This window comes from Acinetobacter sp. ACIN00229 (genome assembly GCF_016106645.1).
GTDB classification, from domain to species: domain Bacteria; phylum Pseudomonadota; class Gammaproteobacteria; order Pseudomonadales; family Moraxellaceae; genus Acinetobacter; species Acinetobacter oleivorans.
The window spans coordinates 202,822-224,358 of record NZ_JADWOM010000004.1 but is presented as its reverse complement, the minus strand read 5'-3'; the positions used below and the strand labels follow the sequence as shown (position 1 = coordinate 224,358).

Below are 21,537 nucleotides of genomic sequence, written 5' to 3'. Positions count from 1 at the left end.
CTGTGTTTTCGATTGGCTTTCATACGGTATTTGCGCCCTATTAAGTCATTTACACATTTGTTATTGGGAGGATTTGGATTTGAGTGAGTTAAATAATTTGTTATTGCGTCTCATTCTCATTTGCTCGGCGGCGGTTGCGCGGTTTACGGTTTGCATCTCTTTGCGAGTTGCGCTGCACGTATCCAAGCGGCATACTGATACCACGGTCACTAGTTGGTCATGGGTCACTGGCGTGTCTCTGGACTATTCATTCGCCCATGACGGGCTGAGTAGTCATGAGATTCCACCTCTTTAACGCAAACCTAGGGTTAGACATTTGCGGCAAGAATTACGATGACAAAAAAAGTAAAAACTGCATTAGTTCAGGTTGCGAGCCTTGCTAATCTTGAAGAAGCTTGGGACCATATTTGGAAAAATTCAAAAAAACAATCTAAAAACTCTTTGGATTTAAATAATATAAGCCTCAATGATTTTAATCATAATAAAAAACAGTTATTGAAAAAAATTTCAAAAAAGTTGTTAGATAGATGCTATGCATTTAATGATCTCCATCCATTTTTAGTTCCTAAATCGAATGGTAAATATAGGTTAATTTGTGTACCGACTATTGAAGACCGTGTAGTACAACGAGCCTTATTAAATGTATTGAACAATTATTATCATAATCAACTTGATAATGGGATAAGCTATGGTTTTATCACTAAAAAAACAGTCAAGGATGCAGCTAGAAAAGCCTGTGAGCTTCGTAAAACGCACAATTGGGTTTATAAAACTGATATCACTGCATTCTTCGATAATGTAGACCGTGAAAAGCTTAAGGAAAAAATTAAATCTTTAGTTAAACATCGTTCTCTACATCCATTATTATTTTCGATAATAAATCGTGAAGTGCGTATCACTTCAAATTCTCAAGCATCAAGGATTAAAAAACTTGGAATTAGAAGAGGACATGGTGTCCGTCAAGGAATGCCTTTGTCTCCTTTTTTTGCAAATTTATTTTTAGGAAATTTTGATAATGAGATTAAAGCTACTGGTTTTAGTGCTGTAAGATATGCCGATGATTTAATTTTCTTTGCTAAGAGTAAGGATGAATGTGAACAAATTGACAGTTTTTGCCGTACATCTTTAAAAAAATTAGATTTAGATATTCCCCTACTTGGTGAATTAAATTCAAAAACAGTAATTTACAACCCAGACGAAACAGTTGAGTTTTTAGGATTAGGTTTAAGTAAGAATAAATGTAATGCTGACTATGAGCTTATTTTGACAAATGAACAATTACAAATGATCCGTATTGAATTACTACAATTAGGCTCAATCAAACAACTATTGGATAGTAATATTAAGTTAGCTAACCTTGGGATTGCTATTGAATCACGTATATCTGGCTATAAAGCTGCATACTCAGATTGTATTACTAACTACACTGAACTTGAAAACCATATGATTGATTTACATCAGAAAGTTCTCCATAGAATATACGGAGTTGGTGGTTTAAATATTAACTTAAGTTCTCTTTCTAGTGAAAATAGAAAATTTCTTGGTTTAACTTAATCTACTCAACTACATAGAAAGGTTTAATCAATCCATCAACTTTTTACGGCGATACAACCCACAATCTCCTGAAAATAACGCTGCCAATAAACAAGTAATGATGGCGTAAGTGGCAACATTCATTCCAAATAGCTCAACAGCTAAAATAATAGACGTTAATGGTGCCTTACTCGCCCCAGAAAACAGACTCACCAAACCTAAGCCTGCAAGTAATGAAAGTGGTAGGTTTAAAACCGCACCTAAAGCATTACCTAATGTCGCACCCACGTAGAACAACGGCGTAATTTCACCACCTTTAAAACCTGAACCTAAAGTAATAGCGGTAAAAACAGTCTTGTTAAAAAAGTCATAAAACTCAATCGGCACATAAAAAGATGCAATGATTTTATCTGTACCCAAACCATTGTATTGCTGATGCGCAGTGAACAAGGTAAGTAACATAATCACAATACCACCGACCATGGTTCTTAATGGTAAGTAGCGAATGTACTTATAAAAGAGATCACTTGCCAAATGAATAGCAGCAATAAAGAAACGCGCAGCTAAACCAAAAACTAGCCCTGCCGCAATTAAACTCATGAGCGTGCCAAAATGAATGGCTGGAAACTCACTAATGACGTAGTAAATATGTGGATGAACAATATCGAATAGCTCAGGGATGGTCGATGCAATAAGCGCCGACACAAAACATGGGAAAATGGCTGAATATCTTAAATTACCTAAAGCAGTAATTTCTAAACCATAAATTGCACCTGCCAGAGGTAAACCAAACACCCCTGCAAAGCCAGCACCAATACTGGCGATTAAACAGATTTTTCGGTTGTCTTCCGAGATTTTTAATATATGACTTAAATGATCAATTAAAGCACCCGAAAGCTGAACAGCTGGTGCCTCACGCCCCGCCGAACCACCAAACAACTGGGTTAAAATTGAGGTGATAAAAATGATGGGACTCATCCGTTTCGGAATAAAGGACTTAGGCTGGTGAATTTCATCAAGGAGTAAATGAGTTCCCCGCTCAATCGGTGAACCATATTTTTTAATGAGATAACCAATACCAAACCCGATAAAAGGCAAAAAGTAGATGAGCCAATGATGCAGACTTCGGACTTTATTTGAAATATCAAAAGCCACAAAAATTAAAGTCGAGGCCAACCCCGCGACGACTCCAATCACCACAGAGATGACGAGCCAATAGACACTGTATTTTAGAATTTGATCATATTCAGATGAAGGTAGAATTTTCATTCGCGTTCTTCAATTAGCCTTTAAAATGGATGATAAATTCTCAATTTTTTTATGCAGCCAGCTCATTAAGTGAGAAATGCTTAAACTGGGCTAAAAATTAAAGCTCGCATAGGCGAGCTTTCAATACAGTGATTAATTTTGATATCACCAAACAGGGCGAAATATCTCATAACCCTTTCTGGCTTTCAAGTTGAAAATGGTTAACGAGTACTGTGAAAATAGCTGACTGAGTTAATAAATAAGCATTTGATTTGACCCGATCAAACTAAAAACAAAATCAGGCCAAATCATTTATTCAAAACTTAATTAATGCTACCAATCACAGTTTCTGCATGGCAGGTCGCGCCTTTCTCTGCACTAATCTGAATAACGCCACTGCGATGTGCCAGTACCTGCACTTCCATTTTCATGGCTTCCATAATGGCAACCACTTGGCCTTCGGTAACTTGCTCACCATTTTCGACTTTCCAAGCACTAATCACACCATTAATTGGAGCAAGTAAATGCTCGGCACTCACTTCTGGCTCGGCTGATTGTGCTTGAACTGCGGTTGCTGGGCCTTGTGCAAACATACCCGCAGGTAAACCTAAGCGGTGTAACTTGCCATCAATTTCAATGTAGCTCAGCAACATCGGTTGTTGATGGTTTGGAATGCCGCGTTTAGTCGGTTTCAACTCTTGTTTAAAGTCGTTTTCGATCCAACGCGTGTGTACATTAAACTCATCTGTAAAGTCAGGCTCATTGAGTACCGCGCGGTGAAAGTCTAAAACTGATGCCACGCCTTCAATTTTAAATTGTTTTAAAGCACGTTTAGCGCGAGCAATTGCAACTTCGCGGGTTGGACCAGTGACAATCAGTTTTGCCATGAGTGAGTCGAAGTGACTAGATACTAATGAACCCGTGCGAACACCTGTATCGACTCGTACACCGTTACCAAACGGCGCTTCAAATAAACTCAACACACCAAACGCCGGAATAAAACCACGTGCTGGGTCTTCGGCATTAATACGAAACTCGATGGCATGACCTTGTGCTTTTGGTGTTTCTTTAATAGAAAGCACTTCACCTTGCGCAACACGAATTTGCTCAACCACCAAATCAACTTTTGAGGTTTCTTCGGTCACTGGGTGCTCGACTTGCAAACGCGTGTTTACTTCTAAAAATGAAAGTTTGCCGTCACGACTCAGTAAATATTCAACTGTTCCCGCACCCACATAGTTTGCAGCCTGACAAATGTTTTTTGCCGAGGTTAAAATTTGCTGATAAATCGCATCGCTAATAAATGGCGCGGGCGCTTCTTCAACTAACTTTTGGTTACGGCGTTGCAACGAACAATCACGTGTGCCAAGCACCACAATGTTTCCATGTTGGTCAGCAATCACTTGCGCTTCTACATGGCGCGGTTTATCAAGATATTGCTCGACAAAACATTCACCACGGCCAAAGGCAGCTTTTGCTTCACGTACTGCCGACTCATAAAGCTCTTTGACTTCTTCGAGTTTCCACGCGACTTTTAAGCCGCGGCCACCGCCACCAAATGCCGCTTTAATGGCAATCGGTAAACCAAATTGTTTAGCAAACTCTAAAGCTTCATCTGCATTATTAAGTGGGTCTTGCGTACCTTGAACCAACGGCGCACCCACCGAAGCAGCAATTTTACGTGCTTCGATTTTATCGCCTAGTTTTTCAATAGCGCTTGGTGATGGCCCGACCCATTTTAAACCTGCATCAATCACGGCTTGGGCAAACTCAGCACGCTCAGATAAAAAGCCGTAACCCGGATGCACCATCGTCGCTTTTGATTTTTTTGCAATTTCGATAATGGCAGGAATATTTAAATAGGTTTCGCTGGCGGTAGCACCAGCCAAGCCCCATGCTTCATCTGCAAGTTCGACATGCATGCTGCCAATGTCGTCATCTGCATATAACGCGACCGATGAAATACCCATATCACGGCAAGCATGAATAATACGAACGGCAATTTCACCACGGTTAGCAATCAATAATTTTTCTGTATTCATCATTCATTCTCAAAATCTGTAAATTCGGCAATTTTTTTAAATTTGATGCGGCAACCTGCTGGTATCTGCGCCACCAAATCCCAATGGTGTTTAGCAACAGCGCCAATGACCGGATATCCGCCCGTTAAAGGGTGATCATTCATAAACAAAACCGGCTGACCACTCGGTGGAATCTGCAAAGCACCAATGCATGTGCCTTCACTTTCCAGTTCATGGGTAATTTTGCGAGTTAAAGGCTGCTCACCTGAAAGTCTTAGCCCAACGCGGTTGCTTTCATTGGTCACGAGCCACTCTTGCTGACAGAGCAGTTCAATACTGTCTTGTTCAAACCAGTTAGTGCGTGGCCCCATCACAATATCTAGCTCAACCATATCACCAGCTTTTGGCAAATCGAACTTGCCCACTTCATTTACACTAATGTTAGCTGCCTTAACCTGTCCTAGATAAATCGTATCTCCGAGCTTTAAAGGCTCTGGCCCTAACACCGCTAAGCTGTCAAACGAGGCACTATTGAGTACAGGTTCAACGTCTATGCCACCACGAATAGCCAAATAATTTCGAAGCCCTGCTGTCGGTGGCTGAATTTGAAATTCATCACCTTCATCCAAATCAATCGGTTGATAGCTTTCAAAGTCTACGGTTTGACCATCAGCAAATTTCACTCGAATGTTTGAAATAGCACCTGCAACTGCAATAACGCCTGCATGCTGCATTTTGGCTTTTAGGCCGCCATTTAAAACTTCAATGACGGGTGTATCGGTTGGATTACCCACAACACGGTTAGCACTGTGCATGGCCGACAAATCCATTGCACCAGCCACGCCAACTCCAATATTGGTCTGGTTTAAACGCCCTTCGTCTTGAATGAGCATCTGTAAACTTGGTGCAGTGATCGTAAACAACGGTACAGATTGTTTCGGCTCAACCGTACGAGTAATTTGCTGCGGTACATTTACGGTTGTTGGGCTATGCGTAACATCTTCAAAATGGATGGTCATGCCCGGTAACAGCAATGCAGGATTTTTACGCTCTAAATCCCACATTTTTTCTGATGTTGTACCAATAAGCTGCCAGCCACCCGGACTGTCTTTTGGGTAAATACCAGAGTATTTCCCAGCCAAGCCCAAAGAACCTGACGGTATTTTTTTACGCGGAACCGTTAAGCGCGGAATATCGGTAAAAGGCTTATCGGGACTACTCATATAAGCAAAGCCCGGTGCAAAACCAATAAAAGCGACATTCCACACGCTTTGGTGGTGTTTTCTAATCACATCGGCAATAGACAAACCTTGTAGCTCGGCAACCTGAGCAAGGTCTTCACCATCGTAACGAATCGGCACAATCACTTCTTGGCTGCTACGCTCAAAGCCAGAATCAACTTTGAGGCTCTGAATTGCAGCGACCAGCGTTTTAAAGTTGGTTTCGATCTCATTGAAAAAAACCAAAATTGTTTTTGCAGCAGGGACTAAGTCTTTAATTCCATTCAATTGCGTATTTTGCAATTTATTGTACAACGCCAAAGTTTCTTCTAGGCTCGCAAGCTCAATCAAGAAACAATCGGCGTTTACCGATAAAAAACGCATTTGCTTATCCTTTTAATTCTTCTTTAGTCCAATTAGCCAATCCAAGCGCGGTCAGGAATGTCGGTAATAAACATGTGACCTGGTGCATGACTAATCGCAAAAGGAATTTTCGAGTTCATAACGGCGGCTTGCGGTGTTACCCCACATGCCCAAAACACTGGAATTTCACCCGCTTCAATACGAGAAGCATCACCAAAATCAGGCTTGTTTACATCTGAAATTCCTAAACTTTCAGGGTGACCAATATGTACAGGTGCGCCATGTACACTTGGCATACGTGCTGTAATTTTTACCGCTTCACTAATTTGATGCGATGGAATTGGTCGCATAGAAACCACCATATTTCCTGAAATACGCCCTGCCGGTTGGCACTGAATATTGCTCAGATACATCGGTACATTGGTATCGTCATGAATATGGCGAACTTCAATACCCGCTTCTTGCAAAGCTGTTTCAAACGAAAAACTACAGCCAATTAAGAAAGTCACCAAATCAGGATGGGCGTTGTAAATCTCGCTCGCATCGGTCACTTCATAGACCATTTCGCCATCTTTCCAAATGCGATAACGCGGAAAGTCGGTTCGAATGTCTGAGTCTGCTGCAAGCTTAGTTGCATAGATACCTTCTTCGAGCACATCAAGCACTGGGCAGCTTTGCGGGTTACGGTGTGCATAGAGTAAAAAGTCATATGCCCACTCTTTTGGCACCGAAATCATGTTGACCTGAGTCATGCCCGCAGCCATACCTGCTGTCGGCTTATCAAAACCTGCACGGATTTTTAAACGCGCATCTAAAGCGGCTTCAAGCTGAGCTGGGTCGACTTTAATATCCTTATACATTGTGCTCATCCTTATGCTTTGTTTACAAACGGGCGAATTTCAATATTATTTTTTACAAGCTCGGCTTTAATGGCTGCTGACATTTCTAGTGCACCGTCAGTGTCGCCATGTAGGCAAATGGTGTCGGCCTGAATTGGAGTAAATACACCGTCAATTGACTCTACCCCACCATTTTTAAGCATTGAAACCACACGGCTCGCAACAAATGCCGAGTCATGTAAAACCGCACCTTCCAAACGACGAGACACCAGTGAACCATCGCTGTTATAGGCACGGTCTGCAAATGCTTCAGAGACTACTTTTAAACCAGCAGCTCGTGCCTGCTCGACTAAGTTCGATCCAGCCAAAGCCACTAAAACCAATTCAGGGTTATACATTTTAATCGCATCAATCACAGCTGCTGCCTGAGCTTGGTCATGTGCAATGGTGTTATAAAGCGCGCCATGCGGTTTAACGTATTGCACTTTTGAGCCTGCCACTTTCGCCAAACCATCGAGTGCAGAAATTTGATAAAGCACATCGGCAATCAGTTCATCACGTGATAAATCCATATTACGGCGACCAAAGCCTACAAGGTCTGGGTAAGACACATGAGCACCAACGGTCACACCAAGCTCCACTGCTTTACGAACCGTTTTTAAGATGCCAAGTGGGTCGCCAGCATGGAAGCCACAAGCAATATTGGCACTGGTCACGACAGGTAAAATCTGGTCATCATTACCCATTTTCCATGAACCAAAGCTTTCACCCAAATCACTATTTAAATCTACAAACATGGCATTATTCCTTTATTACTTCACGCAGTCTGGCTTAAAGCTTGGTCAAATAGTTAAATACTGTCGTAAATGACATATAGCCCATCCACCATGTCAATAGACATGTTAACCCACCCAAAATAAGCAACCATTTTGGATAGTTATAATTACCCATTAAATCTTTACGGCACGCAGCAACATACACAAAAATTGTAAGACCAATTGGCAACACCAATCCGTTAAAACCACCTACAAAAATGAGTAGACCTGCTGGAGTTGCACCCAATAACACATAAAGCAATAAAGCTAATGCAATGAAGGTAATGGTTGTATAGTTGGTTTGTTTTGGTGTTAAGTTCTTTTTAAACGCAGTAAAGAATGACACTGAAGTATATGCTGCGCCAATAGTGCTACTAATACCGGCTGCCCAGAAAATTAAACCAAATAATTTAAAACCAAATGTACCCGCTGCATATTGGAATGCTTGAGCTGCTGGATTGGCGTCATGGCTGGCTAAATCAATTGTTGCGCCACTCACCACCACACCTAAAAACGCTAAAAACAACACGTAGCGCATGATGCCGACAACAATAATGCCCTTGGTCGCAGCTTTCGCAACTTCATCAATATTTTCAGGGCCAACAGCGCCTTTATCGAGTAAACGATGGGCACCTGCATAGCAGATATAGCCACCAACTGTACCGCCAACAATGGTGGTAATAATGGCAAAATCGATTTGGTCTGGAGCAAAGGTTTGGTGTACAGCCTGGCCCACAGGAGGCATTACAATGACGGCAACAATAATAATCAGTAGGATTTTAAGCAATCCCAACACGATCATACTTTTATCCATGGCAAGCGTTGCTTTTCTTGATGCAAAAATCAAAATGGCTAATGCACCACTTAAAATACCGCCCCACTTTGTGTCTAGGCCAAAAAGTGCATTTAAACCTAAAGCTGCACCTGCAATGTTACCGACACTAAAGAAAAAACCACCCAAAATCACCAGAAACGCCAGTAAATAACCACTACCCGGTAATGCTTTATTGGCAATATCTGATGCACGCATTTGAGTAAGTGTGACCACTCGCCAAATATTTTGTTGAACTACATAATCAATCAGAATGGAAACTAAAATTGCGAAGCCGAATGCTGCACCTAGCTTGACTGTAAATACAGCAGTTTGGGTTAAAAATCCTGGCCCCATTGCAGAGGTCGCCATCATAAAGATTGAGGCAACAATGGCCCATTGGCGATCTGATAAAAAAGAAGATTTCAGTAAAGACATATTAATGCGTTCCTCATCCATTTGAGCTTAACAACGCTATTTGCAAGTTGAACCAAGAACATCATTTTTCCCAAACAATATTCTTTAATCCTTTAAAATGACAAAGATTCCCTGTTCCCCAATCAGCACAATCGGTGATCAAATCTTGTATCTAAAATAAAAACATAGCTAAACCTTACGGACAATAAGACTTTTTACATAAAATTAAAAATTCAAGCATTTGATTTTAAAAGATTTATATCTTATTAAAAAAGCAGGATAAGTTTTACTTATTGAACGAGATAAGCTGCTTTTATGACTTTGCATGCAAGCAGCCTATTTAAAATAATAAAAAATATTTTATGCGAAATAAAAGTATCGCTTATTTTTGGATTTTCTCATTGAGGCTTTTCATGGCACTTTCCGACACCCTAACGGCAACTTCAGTTAGTTTTTCTTTCAAGGCAACATCATTTCCTTGAATGTAGATTGAAGTGAAATGAAAGGTCTTTAATTGAATGGGAGTATTTAATATTTCTAGTCGTCCATCGGTAATTTCTTTTAGCGCCGTTAAAGTCGGTACAACAGCAATACCTAGGCCCTGCTCGGCTAAACGCAATAAAGTCGCTAATGAATAACTGGTAATTGAGAGTGGTTCATCAATTCCTTGTTCTTTCATTCTGGCTTTCAATTCTTTATAGGGATAGGTAATTTTGGGGTAAGTTAAAATGGTATGTGACATTAATGTTTTAAAAGACATTTGAGCTACACCGCCTTTAAAGGAAGGTGAAGCCAAGAAACTTAATTCAAAATCACATAAGGCCTGTTCAATACACTCAAAAGCCAGCGTTGGTCCAAGCAAAAAAGCCATGTCTAAATCGCCTGTCCGAACACCTTCTTGTAAGTTCGGTGTCAGGTCTACCACAATTTCTACTGAAATTTTTGGGAACTCTTGTTGAACCTTTTCGATATATTCAACTAACCACGTATAAACAATGGTTTCGGAAACGCCTAAACGAATGGTGCCAGTCAGGTGCTGGTTTTCGGTCAGTTCTGCGACCAGATCGGTTTCTAGGCGCATAAATTTTTCGGCGTACTTAAATAAAGTTAAGCCTTTATGAGTCGGTTTAAACTGCCGATAGTTTCGATCTAAAACTTTAAAGCCTAATTCATTTTCAAGAGATGTGATTTTTTGAGATACCGCAGGCTGGGTAGTTTGCAATTTAGTCGCAGCCTTATTGAAGCTATTTAAAGTCACAACCCAATAAAATGCTTCAAGATTCTTTAAATTCACGTTTCATCCTGTCTTCAAAATTCCTTTACTTTTATAGTATGTGAGTTCTTAGCCTGATTAGGCTAGCCATTTATTCATTTTTATTTAAATCGATTTAAATCTTTATCATTAATATCAAGCTCAGTACTAATCAACTATTGCACCAGCGGTCATGTTTACCACTGTTGCCGTCATTGAGTTCGCATGCTCCGATGCAAGAAAAGCGACAGTTTCTGCAACTTGTGAAAGTGTTGGTAGCCGTTTTAGCATAGTGCCTTGAGCCGCCCCCTCTAGCCATTGTCCTATGCTGAGCCCCATTGCCTGTGCTTTTGACTCAAATAATTCACGCGTGTATGAACCAGCTTGAACAGCGTCAACAATTGCATGTGAGCGAACACCCAGTACTCGTATATTCTTAGGCCCTAGCTCACTAGCCAGTGCTTTAATAAAAGCTTCGATTCCGGCACAGCCCACAATATGCCCTAGATGGCCCGGTATTGCCATCCGAGCTGAAGGTGCCACAATTGAAATCATTGTTCCGCCACGATCACCACCCATAAAAGGCACCACAGCTTTAGATATATTAAACTGCGCCGTTAGAAATGGGTTTATTCCCCCAACGAACTCATCAAGGTTTAATTCCAAAATTTCTTTGCCTTGATTATGTATAAAACTGGTCGCATTGATGACTAAATCGAGCCCACCTGTATCTTGAGTAATTTGAGCCACGGTATTATTAATTGACTGACTGTCTAACACATCAACACTAACGGTATGTACTACGTCTTCATGTTTTTGTAGTTGTGCCGCAATATTTTGAAGTTTATTTATATCTCTTGCACACAAATAAACATGTGCACCTTCACGAACAAAAACCTTCGCAATTGCAGTGCCAATTGCACCACTACCTCCAAAAATGACAGCCACTTTTCCCTTAAACAACATTGCGGCATCCTCTTGTTATTATGTGCCATCATTAAGTTATGTCACACAATCAAGAGTGATGCAATTCTATACAGTTGAGAGTTTGTATGAGCTTATTTAACTTTGACAAAAATAATATCTAGGTCATTTTTAGGTACAAACTTGGTTTTAGTCATTTGAAATTGAGTTGGGCTAATCTTTTTAACTGGCCCATTCCAACAAAATGAAACCAGTTCGTCTTTATCGCGCTCAATGGTTAACTTAAAGTTTTCAATCGGCTTTGCCCAATTTGCACCTGTCGTCAAAATATAGCCCAAAGCACTAAACGGCGAATTTTCTGAACTGGCTTTTTTTAAACCCTGCTTAAATTGTTTATCCATACAAAATTGCTGGTTATATTCGTCTGGATAGAGAGCAACTGAACCACCCACTAACGGTTTATATTCATGCTGAATTTTAGTCAAACTATTGGCTTTAAAGGTCTGCTTCCAACTATAGATCACTTGAGATGACCACGGAATTACATCATCTTTTTTAAAATTGGCTAAAATTTTCTGTATTTGTGGCTTATTACACTTCTTTAACTTATCTACATAATATTCATAATCATAGTTATTACGCAGCCACGGGTTGAGCATATCTTTTTCACTAAAACCGCATTGCTTAAACTCATCTGTTGCATCAATCAGAGGCGATTTTTCATCTTTTTGAATAAACGTTCTGACATGCATTTCCGGTTTTATATTTTTCCCATCCACCACAATCTTAAAACTTTTTAGAAGTTCTTCTGTGTGGGCAAAATCAGACTCAAAAAAATTATCAATGCGCGGTAGCGGAAATAAAATCGTTTCAGTGACCTCTTTATTGCTTAGGTTTTTATAGAGGTAATCGACCTTAATCAGTTTTTTACTAATAAATAGATCTTCGCTTTGCATGGCAATCTGCGAATTTTTGAGATATTGAATCCCACCCGTACCAACGTAACCCGTAGAATCATTGGCTAAGCCATAGGTCGATAGTTGAACCAAAACAGCAAAGGTTATTGCAAGCTTTTTCATTTTAAAGTTCTCTATGTCATTTTCTAATTATGAAATGTCGATCTGCAATAAAGCATAACTGTTTAAGTCCAGATGCTGTTAATTTTTTCGTCCATGCATAGAAGTAAACAGAGTAATCTATTCTATATTTTTCAAAAAAGCCTTTTAGGTGGCAACCCTACCTATTTAAGTCTAAAAAATTTAATGAAAAGTTAGTTTTTGTCTTGTCATCTTTTTAGGCACACTTATTTTTCCTATAAAGTTCGTTAGCCATAAAATGCATTCATCACGGTGTTCAAAGTGAGGAATCAAACTAAGGTCAATTTTTATATCTCGATCTGCTAAAGGTAAGCTCAAGCAATATTCAAAATCGATCGATTTATATTTCAACTTTAGGTCTTTTTCTTCGGCCTGCTTTTTGATTTCCGCCATAATGCGGTTAAGGTTAACAATCAAATTATTGGAAACTTGGTTATTTTCATAGACCCGTTCATAGACGTTTTCAGCAACGTCTATATATTTTATAAGCTCTGCATTTTCATTCATATCATTCATCTCTCTTTTTTTAAAGATTATGAACAGCTAAATGTTTAATTGCGTTACTAGACACATGGCTTATGTGAAAAGTGTATATTTCTCTTTATTAAAGAATACAGCCAATATATTGTTATTTATAAAAATTAGTTAATCTTGAGTATATTTATATACATTTAATATTCTCAAAAATATGCCTTTACTCAAAAAGAAAAGTTAACTCAGTCTTTATTTTTGAGTAAAAAAAACCGCCCCAGAAGGCGGTCGCTGAACTTTAAAACCAGCAGTATATAGAAGCAAGGTGGACGTTCACTTCTATATTCTTTTATGAAGGAGTTTTATTAGTTTTAATAAAATCCTCAGATTTAAAATAATTGATGATCATGTCAGCATGCTCTTCTTTTACAGGAGCAACAGTCACAGGAAACGCATCTTTCGACATCTTAAAACCTGGTGGCAAAAAATGCGAAATTGGTGGTAATTTAGGTTTTCCCCCTTCTGTGATTCGCTCGATAAAACCAGCTAACCAAAGAAGATACTCACCTTCATTTGCGAACTTCGGCATAACACTCAAATCAATCTGGACCTTGCACTCACTTAACGGTTTCGTTAAGTTTTCTTCAAAGTCTATATAGTTGAACTTGAGCTTAAACTCCGTTCCTTTAATGGCTTTTCGAATCTGACTAATTAAACAGTTAAGGTTCTGAGTAATGTCATCAGTGAATAAGCTATCTTTTTTAATATTTTTATAAACCTTTTCGGCTACAGCTAGATACTTTGGCATTAACCTCTCTCCGTACTATTGTTATAAAGTGCTGATCTATGAATGTTTTCTGTCTTTGATTATGCTTAAAGTAGTGTAATTAAAGGTATCCTTATTGGAGTGCTTTGTAAGTAATTAGAACTTTATGTAAAGTGCACCATAAAAATACCTAAAAAAATTATGGTTTTGATAACTCATCCGCAAAAATGAATGGTTGAATAGAGATAATTAGAAACATTTATTTTCATATTATTTTGACCGTTTGGTAAAATTAATATGTTTTCATCTGTTTATCTCGTCTCACTAAACCTAAAACGGCTCTACGTACTCGTATTTCTTCTTCAGAAAAAGGTAACTGTTCAATGAGTTCCTGAATTGAAAGAAAGTTATTTTCGATCAGGAAGCAGTCTTGCTCTGTGGTCCAAGTGGAAGTTGTTGATTGAGTTGGTTTTAAATAACGTTTCATATTTCCTAGCAGATTTGCCTGCACATATAAAAAGCCTGCCTTTAGAGCAAGCTTAGATTTTACTTTGATCATTATTATAGCAGTTTATAGATCATATGTTCAGTTGATCTTGTAGCCACACTAAATAGCCTTCATAAAAAAGCCCACAAAAAGTGGGCTTTCTAATGGTTATTTTGCGGCATTTACCCCAACAATAAACTGACTACAATTAGAACCTTCAGATGCGTTACCTAATTGCTTTTCAGAGAATTTGAATTTGGATGCAACTGACTCATAATCTTTTTTAAGGCTTTGACCTGTTAGCTCACCTAGCTCTTTCACTTGTTCTGGCTTCAAGATGCCATGTTCAACCGCTTGATTTACCATAACACAGGCTGTAGTCATCGCGTCATAACGTGCAGCAGTTTTAGAGTAACCAAGAGCGCCTATTACACCACCAACAATTAAACCAATAATGACCGCTAAAGTTACGTGCATTTTATTCATTTTTTAAATACCTAAAAATCTAACGAAAAAACGAACACTTCAAAAGGATGTGCTCAAGTCCAATTAGGATAGTCGTATTTACATGATATAAAAAGTTAGATTCTGTCACATTTATTGATAGGTTTAGATGCACATAAACCATTAAGGTAAAAATGGCTTTGTTAGAAATACAAATCCGACGGAGAAAAAAGCATTATTGTGATGAGACATTTGGTTGCCATAACTTGCGTTTAATTGCACAAGGTCTTTATAGACCATGTATCGAAAACCTGTTTGGTAAAAGGCATCATTTCGGTCATTACCATATACTTCGGCAGTGAGTGTTAATGGATGAGCAAGTTGTGTTTCGGTTCCAATTCCCCACGTAGTTTGATTTTTATGCGTAGTATTTTCACGTAACCAACCAAGGTTGGCATGTATTAAAAACTTATCATCTAATGTAGAAAGACTTAAAGGAACGTTGACCGTCCAATCTTTTTTTGAAGAATCATTAGCATTTATTTGTGTGCCAAAAGAAAAGCCGATTCCCCAATCATTCGTTTCTAAGGGTTTTAATAAAGTTTTACCTTGTAAAGTTGCATAACTGACGTGCTCAGTATCATCGTTTACTCTTCCCATCCCTACCGCAAATTCAAAATTTCCACCAAAATTACAGGCTGGTGTTGCCCAATATTCTTTGTTGTCAGGGTTATGCTGCGCCCAAGTTTCTAGCTGACAAGTTTTTGGCGAAACAAGAGCAGCATCGTCAACAACCATAGGTCGTCCACTATGACTCGCGTTAGATAATGCGAATAAACAGAAACCAGAAATAAGTGAGCGTTTCTTTAAAGTAAATAACACTGGCATCACTCCCATAAGTTATGGAGCACATGCAAGTACTGCAACCTGTCATGAATAAATCATGGGTTCATAATAGAAATGAAAAGATGAAAATAAAAAACCTCTTCTTGCATCCACAAAAAGAGGTCTGTCAGGACTTCAGTGGATACTTAGACTATTACCGATCGACTACCGTCACTCGAGCAAGTACTCACATTGAAGCTCCTAAAAATTAGTTGGGCGGATTCTAAAATTACCTTAGTTAAATATCAAGTTAAAATTTCGTGACAATCTAAGCTATAGAAAAACTGCTTATTTTTGCTGGGTAAGATGCTGAGTTACCGCATTAAAAAATAAACTTTTTTCATTATCAAGCTCAGCGGATGGCATTGCAGTTTCCCATGTACTCCACTGCATCATGACAATCTTGTCTTTAGGGTTAATGGCTAACATCTGTCCAAAAATACCCAGTCCCCAGAAAGTTTCATCAGAATTTTGTGTGCTTAATGGCGAACCTTTTTTGGCATGTGAATTCCACCATTGAAAACCATATATTCCTTTTGGGTAGTTTTCTGAGACAGAGCCTTTCGCTTGATTCCATTTGGTCGCTTGGGCTGTCCAACCATCGGGTAACATCTTGTCTCCATTAGAAACACGTCCCTCATTCAATATAAATTGTCCGAAACGCGCATAATCACGTAACGTTGCATTAAACCCATGTCCACCCATGTCAACTTGATTGCGGGTATAAGACTGCCAAACACCTTCTCGCTCCATACCTACACGTTTCCAGACATTGTCCTCGAGATATTTAGCAATATTTTCATGTGTTGCAGCTTCTAAGACTTTACCCACCAAATATGCCCCACCTGTGCTATATGACCATACCGTTCCCGGTTCATATTTCGCTTTCAGGTTTTTTACATTTTTATAGACACAAGCATCGGGATTATTAGCTGCCTCACAGTAGGTCATTTTTGCAAAATCTGAATTTGGATCTTTATAGTTTTCATTCCATTCAACTCCTGATGTATGCTGCAAAAGCTGTTTTAAGGATACTTTTTCCCAAGCAGTTCCTTTCAAATCTGGTAAGTATTGAATGATTGGATCATCTACTGATTTGATTTTACCTTGTTGAATAGCGACCCCAATTAATGTTGCCACAATAGACTTTGCAACTGAACGAGAAGTCCATAGAGTCGTTTCATTGTTCCCTTGTCCGTAATATTCATAAGCAATTTTGCCGTCTTTCAATACGATCAAACCTGCAACACTTTGATTTTTCAAGTAATCATTTAAATTATAATTTTTGCCATCTACCGAGTAATGGATATCCTTATTTTTAATGCTGTTCTTTAGTTTTGGAAGTGCAAGTATGTTCTTCTTATCAGGGTGAAAAACACTGCCATCATAACTACGGAATGTATTTCGAAAACCAATCACCCTTTGTTGTTGTGTCCATGTCAACATATCATGTGGGTCAGGTAATTTTTTATCCACGGTTGTTGGACAGTCCTTTAGTTCCAACTGCTGACAGCTATATTCAGCACAAGCGACACTACTGACGAATAGACCAGTGAACAGTAGGCTCATTTTTGTAATCTTCATCTTTTTTCCCTTAGTAGAGCTTAATTTGCGTGACTAAACCGACAATCACATTGCTATTGAAGGTTTTTCCTGTAGAGCGGTAGTAGTTATCTGGATTCCAGATGTATTGTACGAATGGGCTTAGAGTTAGGCGTTTGTAATTAATATCGGTATCTAAAGAAAGGAAAGAGGTTGTTTTATTATTATTACCATTAATTTTCTCTGTCATTAAAACATAATCATCATTGAGTTGAGACTGACCGAACTTAACGCCTAAATGATTTTTACCTTGATTGATTTTGTAGCTTAATCCGAGTTCCCAATAATTTTTATAAGGCTGGTTTTTTTCATCAATATATGAGTAAGCACCAAATACAGTTGGAATATTCTGATTATTAAAATCATGATTAAATCTAAAATTTAAACCATCTGTACCATCATATTTTTCTTGAGTATATGCATTACGATATTCAGAATTATTATAAAAATATAATAGCTCTGCTTTACTATTTTTATCTTTATATCCCACACCATATACTTGGGTGTAACCTAGCTGATGATGAAAGGAAAAATCTAATCCTTTTTTCTTATAGACATAATCATCTGTGTTGACCTCAAAAACCCCTGCATGCATATAGATATGGTCTGATAAATTATATTTGGCATAACCGCCCCAATACGCATAGTTAGTCGGCAATGAACCCATTGCGCCTTTAATTGGGTCAGTACACAACAGGATATTTTGACAATTGTTATAGAGGAAATATCGTCTTAGATTGGTACGCCCAACGGAAGTATAGAGTTTCTTATCATTCCAATACTTATCCCAAGTCAGTAAACTGAGTTGGGATGAAGCTAAATCATTGGCAGCAATTGCTCCACCAACATAACTTCCTACTCCGCCAAACCAATTGTTTGAGGTATTTAGCTGTGCATCATCATTTAAACCATTAAACACATATTGTGCTTTTAAAACCCCAAAATCCTGACTTTCATTCGCTAATTTAATTTCAGTATTTAAAAACAAACCTGCTGAATTAGTAAAATTGTCATCTACATTACTTTCTTGGCTATACATCGCTAAATCAATAAAATTAGCTGTGAACTTAAAATTATCTTTTAGGCTAATTTCTGCATTTGCACTTATGCTATATAAAAGCACGAGTGTACCTATACATCCTTGTTTAGATATATACATAAGAATTCTTTCCTTTAAATATAATTAATCACTTTCCAAGTTTTATATTTTTATAATTAAAAACTTGGCATAATGATTATTTCTAGCTCAATTTAATATTTATTAACCCTGATAGTTTCTGAATCTCCTCCACCACAAATTAATAAATTATATTTAATAAATATCGATAACTTTAGGCTTACTGATTTATTTCAGTCCCATTTGATAGATCTGATTTCAACATATTTATATTGGTTTGACTTGTGTGCTAATGACATCAATTTTGTCTAAAAATGACATATAACCCTTAAACACTTAGGCTATTAAATAATCAAAAAAATTACCCAAACCCCAACAAAAAATACTCAAGTAACCGCTCTCTTTCATCTGGTTTGTTAGGGTCTAAAAGCTGAACCATTGCCCCATCAATCACAAACAAAAACATGTGTGCATCTTGTTTTGAAGCATTTTCATTCGTTGTTAAAAGCAGTTTATAGATTTCATTAATAAACCAATTTCGGTAGTCAACTACGGTCTGATAGGCCTTTGGATGCGTTTTCGCAATTTCAAAAATAGCTTTAAACGGCAAATGATAAAGCCCGTCTAAGTCGGCATGTAAAAAGTAAAGCTTGCGCAGTTTTTCAACTAGGGTTAATTCTTTTTGAACATGGATGATTGAAATCACTTCTTGTTTAAGACCATCTGTTTGAAAGGTTAAGCTCATTTGAATTAGCCTTTCTTTTGAGTGAAAGTAGTTATAAAAAGTCGCTTTGGGGATTTTCGCCGACTCAACAATTCGGTCTACCCCGACATTGTGAAAGCCGTATTTATTAAAAAGATAGCGGGAAGTGTGCAATACGCTTAAAGCACGAAATGGGAGATCTGAATGTGGCATAGTTTTACCGTTATAAAAAATTATTGTTGTATATAAATGAGATATAAAAACCGCTGCCATTTTTTGGGAGAAAAAAGGCATAGCAAAGCCTATAAAGACTGTGCTTGGCACATCTCAAGTTTTATTGTTGATTAAGTTTTTTGGTCGTGACGATTTAAAGCCTGAAAAGTCTATAGCCCATCAAACTGCTTTTAAAGTTTAAGTCGTGTCGATATAGACTTTGGCAAAGGCTGCCAAGAAATAATGGATGTGCAAAGCCAACTCCTTTTTATTGGGAGTTCTGCCAAAACATTATAAATTATGGTGGCAGAACGGAAGAGGGTTAGCAGACTGGTGAAAGATATAACCAGCACACCCGAAGGTGTCCCTCTCCCGTCCTACCGCTACGGGAGGAGACTAGGAGTTTACACATAAGAGTATCCCTCAGACGGAATAACTCTGATGCGATCTTTCATCACGGTCTGCTAAAACCGACTGGCAATGTGGCCAGCAGGCAAAGGATAGTGCTCAACCTTTTTACAGTCAAGCACGCAAAATGACATTTGTTTTAAAAATAGATCATTAAAAAGTAAGGATAAATAATGAATAAGATATTGTTAAATTGGGGTTTATAAAACGCTTATCAATCAAAGTTCTAACGAGGTCTTAAAAGATACGACTTGCAAAAAATTATCTACGATAATATTTTAGAGTAATTACTCTAAAATGAGAGCTAATCATGAAAACTAAAAGAATTGGTTCATATCACTGGATGCAAGCTACAAATGGTCAGCTCAGCTTCAAAGAGAAAGTTAAGTTAATTCAAAAAATTATGCTGCCAAGTGTTATGGCCTCTATAAAAATAAATTATTTTCGATTCAAAACTTCTAGCGATTTTGATATCGATCAGATCGTGATACCAGATACTCAAATGGTTAAAGTCGCGCTTGATGAACTAGAGGCCAAAGCAGATATATCTATCTATAATCATTCATGGCGCACCTATTTCTGGGGCGCTGCCCTAGGCAATATGCAAAAACAGCAATTTGATGATGAGTCACTTTTAATAGCCTCACTTTTTCATGATATTGGTTTAACTGAGCAACATATTCATAGTAAAGGTTGTAACTGTTTTACCTATGAGAGTGCTAAACAATTTGAGCTAAAGGCTAAAGAATATAGCTTTGATGAGAAGAAAAGTGGAGTTATTAAAGATGCTATCTGCTTACATATGAACGGCTATATAGATCACTCTAACCCAGCAGAAATTACGCTATTACAGCAAGGCGCATCATGCGATGTGATTAGTGACGGTCTATATAGACTCCCCCTCTCTTTTAGAAATAAAATTTTGGAAAAATATCCTAGAAAACAATTTAATAAAGAATTTATTGAGCTTATTGATTTAGAAAGTAAGAATGTACCAAATTCTCGAACTAGTTTATTAAATAGTCTTGGTTTACCACTCATGATTAAGTCAAATTTATATGAAGAGTAATTTAACTAGAGCTATTAATCGTAAAAAATCTCAAAAGACTTCGCTTGAAATCTCAGCTAACAACTGTTTAATAGTGCTTCACCTGAGTATGCCTTACCATAGCTAAAAGATATAAGCTTGAAGGCATCCGTTGCAATGAATGACTCAGTTAAGTGGTTAGAAACTTTAAATAAAATTACTGGTATTGCTCAAACAGGTTTGCATTACTCAAAAGATGTTTATGACAAAGAACGTTATGAACAACTTCTAGGACACATTGAGTATTTATTAGAATTAAAAGAAATCAAAACAGAAAATTTTATTAATAACGTGCTTCAAGACGTGGGTTATGCGACTCCGAAACTAGATGTCAGAGCAGTTGTTTTTAAAGAAAATAAATTATTATTAGCAAAAGAAATTGGAGACGGGAAATGGTCTGTTCCGGGTGGATGGGCTGACGTAGGTTACTCAGCATCGGAAAATGCTGAAAAAGAGGTTCTAGAAGAGACAGGTTTACGAGTTAAGGCCATTAAATTATTAGCTTTAACTGATAGAACCAAGCACCCACACCCTCCCATGTTTTTACATGTGTATAAGGCTTTCTTCTGGTGTGAAATTATTGATGGTGAACTGACACCAAGTATTGAAACACCCGAAGTTGGATTCTTTAGTAGAGATGAGTTACCACCTATTTCTACAGCACGGGTAACAGAAGAACAAATACTGCAATTTTTTGATTATTTAGAGTCAGTACCAGAAATTACTAAGTTTGATTAGTTAAAAAAATCAATGTAAGGCAGATCTCTTATATTTGGAGTTCTGTTATTACACTACGGACTAAATAAATGCTTAA

General features: G+C 38.0%; 20 protein-coding genes. 3 read left to right on the top strand and 17 right to left on the bottom strand.

Annotated elements, in window-relative coordinates:
- Positions 1–333: 333 nt before the first annotated feature.
- Entirely contained in the window at positions 334–1,554 is a 1,221-nt protein-coding gene (locus tag I7H67_RS05425; protein ID WP_151767702.1) for a reverse transcriptase/maturase family protein, read from the top strand.
- A gap of 27 nt (positions 1,555–1,581) precedes the next feature.
- On the opposite strand, the gene I7H67_RS05420 is transcribed toward I7H67_RS05425, so the two are convergent.
- From I7H67_RS05420 to I7H67_RS05340, 17 genes are all read right to left on the bottom strand, one after another.
- Positions 1,582–2,802 carry a chloride channel protein gene (locus tag I7H67_RS05420; protein WP_198307301.1) on the bottom strand — a complete coding sequence of 407 codons (1,221 nt, stop codon included), beginning with the start codon at positions 2,800–2,802 and terminating at the stop codon, positions 1,582–1,584.
- A 302-nt stretch (positions 2,803–3,104) separates the two neighbouring features.
- A complete protein-coding gene (locus I7H67_RS05415; protein ID WP_198307333.1) occupies positions 3,105–4,823 on the bottom strand; it encodes an acetyl/propionyl/methylcrotonyl-CoA carboxylase subunit alpha in 1,719 nt (572 codons plus the stop codon).
- Positions 4,823–6,406, bottom strand: coding sequence for an urea amidolyase family protein (locus I7H67_RS05410; RefSeq protein WP_198307300.1), 1,584 nt, complete (start codon positions 6,404–6,406; stop codon positions 4,823–4,825). The genes I7H67_RS05415 and I7H67_RS05410 overlap by 1 nt, the downstream gene beginning before the upstream one ends.
- 32 nt (positions 6,407–6,438) lie before the next feature.
- A complete protein-coding gene (locus I7H67_RS05405) occupies positions 6,439–7,254 on the bottom strand; it encodes a putative hydro-lyase (protein ID WP_198307299.1) in 816 nt (271 codons plus the stop codon).
- Positions 7,255–7,256: 2 nt separating this feature from the next.
- Entirely contained in the window at positions 7,257–8,021 is a 765-nt protein-coding gene (locus tag I7H67_RS05400; protein WP_004793259.1) for a LamB/YcsF family protein, read from the bottom strand.
- A gap of 34 nt (positions 8,022–8,055) precedes the next feature.
- A complete protein-coding gene (locus tag I7H67_RS05395) occupies positions 8,056–9,309 on the bottom strand; it encodes an NRAMP family divalent metal transporter (RefSeq protein ID WP_081399177.1) in 1,254 nt (417 codons plus the stop codon).
- A gap of 340 nt (positions 9,310–9,649) precedes the next feature.
- Positions 9,650–10,561, bottom strand: a complete 912-nt coding sequence (mumR, locus tag I7H67_RS05390) for a LysR family transcriptional regulator MumR (protein ID WP_005303905.1) — start codon at positions 10,559–10,561, stop codon at positions 9,650–9,652.
- Positions 10,562–10,687: 126 nt separating this feature from the next.
- On the bottom strand, positions 10,688–11,485 hold the full coding sequence (locus I7H67_RS05385; RefSeq protein WP_151823187.1) for an SDR family NAD(P)-dependent oxidoreductase: 798 nt from the start codon (positions 11,483–11,485) through the stop codon (positions 10,688–10,690).
- A 92-nt stretch (positions 11,486–11,577) separates the two neighbouring features.
- Positions 11,578–12,522 carry a DUF4424 family protein gene (locus I7H67_RS05380; RefSeq protein ID WP_198307298.1) on the bottom strand — a complete coding sequence of 315 codons (945 nt, stop codon included), beginning with the start codon at positions 12,520–12,522 and terminating at the stop codon, positions 11,578–11,580.
- Positions 12,523–12,702: 180 nt separating this feature from the next.
- Positions 12,703–13,047, bottom strand: coding sequence for a hypothetical protein (locus I7H67_RS05375; protein ID WP_151767691.1), 345 nt, complete (start codon positions 13,045–13,047; stop codon positions 12,703–12,705).
- Positions 13,048–13,360: 313 nt separating this feature from the next.
- The gene (locus tag I7H67_RS05370) at positions 13,361–13,819 is read right to left on the bottom strand and encodes a hypothetical protein (protein ID WP_005303898.1); all 459 of its coding nucleotides are present in this window, start codon (positions 13,817–13,819) and stop codon (positions 13,361–13,363) included.
- Positions 13,820–14,069: 250 nt separating this feature from the next.
- Positions 14,070–14,264 (bottom strand): hypothetical protein, encoded by a 195-nt coding sequence (locus I7H67_RS05365; RefSeq protein ID WP_034591023.1) that lies wholly within the window; start codon positions 14,262–14,264, stop codon positions 14,070–14,072.
- A 168-nt stretch (positions 14,265–14,432) separates the two neighbouring features.
- Positions 14,433–14,750 (bottom strand): hypothetical protein, encoded by a 318-nt coding sequence (locus I7H67_RS05360; RefSeq protein ID WP_005041709.1) that lies wholly within the window; start codon positions 14,748–14,750, stop codon positions 14,433–14,435.
- 141 nt (positions 14,751–14,891) lie between these two features.
- Positions 14,892–15,596: a hypothetical protein gene (locus I7H67_RS05355; RefSeq protein ID WP_198307297.1), complete on the bottom strand. Its 705-nt coding sequence runs from the start codon at positions 15,594–15,596 to the stop codon at positions 14,892–14,894.
- A gap of 285 nt (positions 15,597–15,881) precedes the next feature.
- Entirely contained in the window at positions 15,882–17,177 is a 1,296-nt protein-coding gene (locus tag I7H67_RS05350; RefSeq protein ID WP_198307296.1) for a serine hydrolase domain-containing protein, read from the bottom strand.
- 10 nt (positions 17,178–17,187) lie between these two features.
- Positions 17,188–18,354 (bottom strand): carbohydrate porin, encoded by a 1,167-nt coding sequence (locus I7H67_RS05345; RefSeq protein ID WP_198307295.1) that lies wholly within the window; start codon positions 18,352–18,354, stop codon positions 17,188–17,190.
- Positions 18,355–18,673: 319 nt separating this feature from the next.
- Positions 18,674–19,228, bottom strand: coding sequence for a TetR/AcrR family transcriptional regulator (locus I7H67_RS05340; RefSeq protein WP_198307294.1), 555 nt, complete (start codon positions 19,226–19,228; stop codon positions 18,674–18,676).
- Between the two features lie 718 nt (positions 19,229–19,946).
- Between I7H67_RS05340 and I7H67_RS05335 the strand changes: the two genes are divergently transcribed.
- Positions 19,947–20,705, top strand: a complete 759-nt coding sequence (locus tag I7H67_RS05335) for an HD domain-containing protein (RefSeq protein WP_198307293.1) — start codon at positions 19,947–19,949, stop codon at positions 20,703–20,705.
- 135 nt (positions 20,706–20,840) lie between these two features.
- Positions 20,841–21,461: an NUDIX hydrolase gene (locus I7H67_RS05330; protein WP_198307292.1), complete on the top strand. Its 621-nt coding sequence runs from the start codon at positions 20,841–20,843 to the stop codon at positions 21,459–21,461.
- Positions 21,462–21,537: the final 76 nt, after the last annotated feature.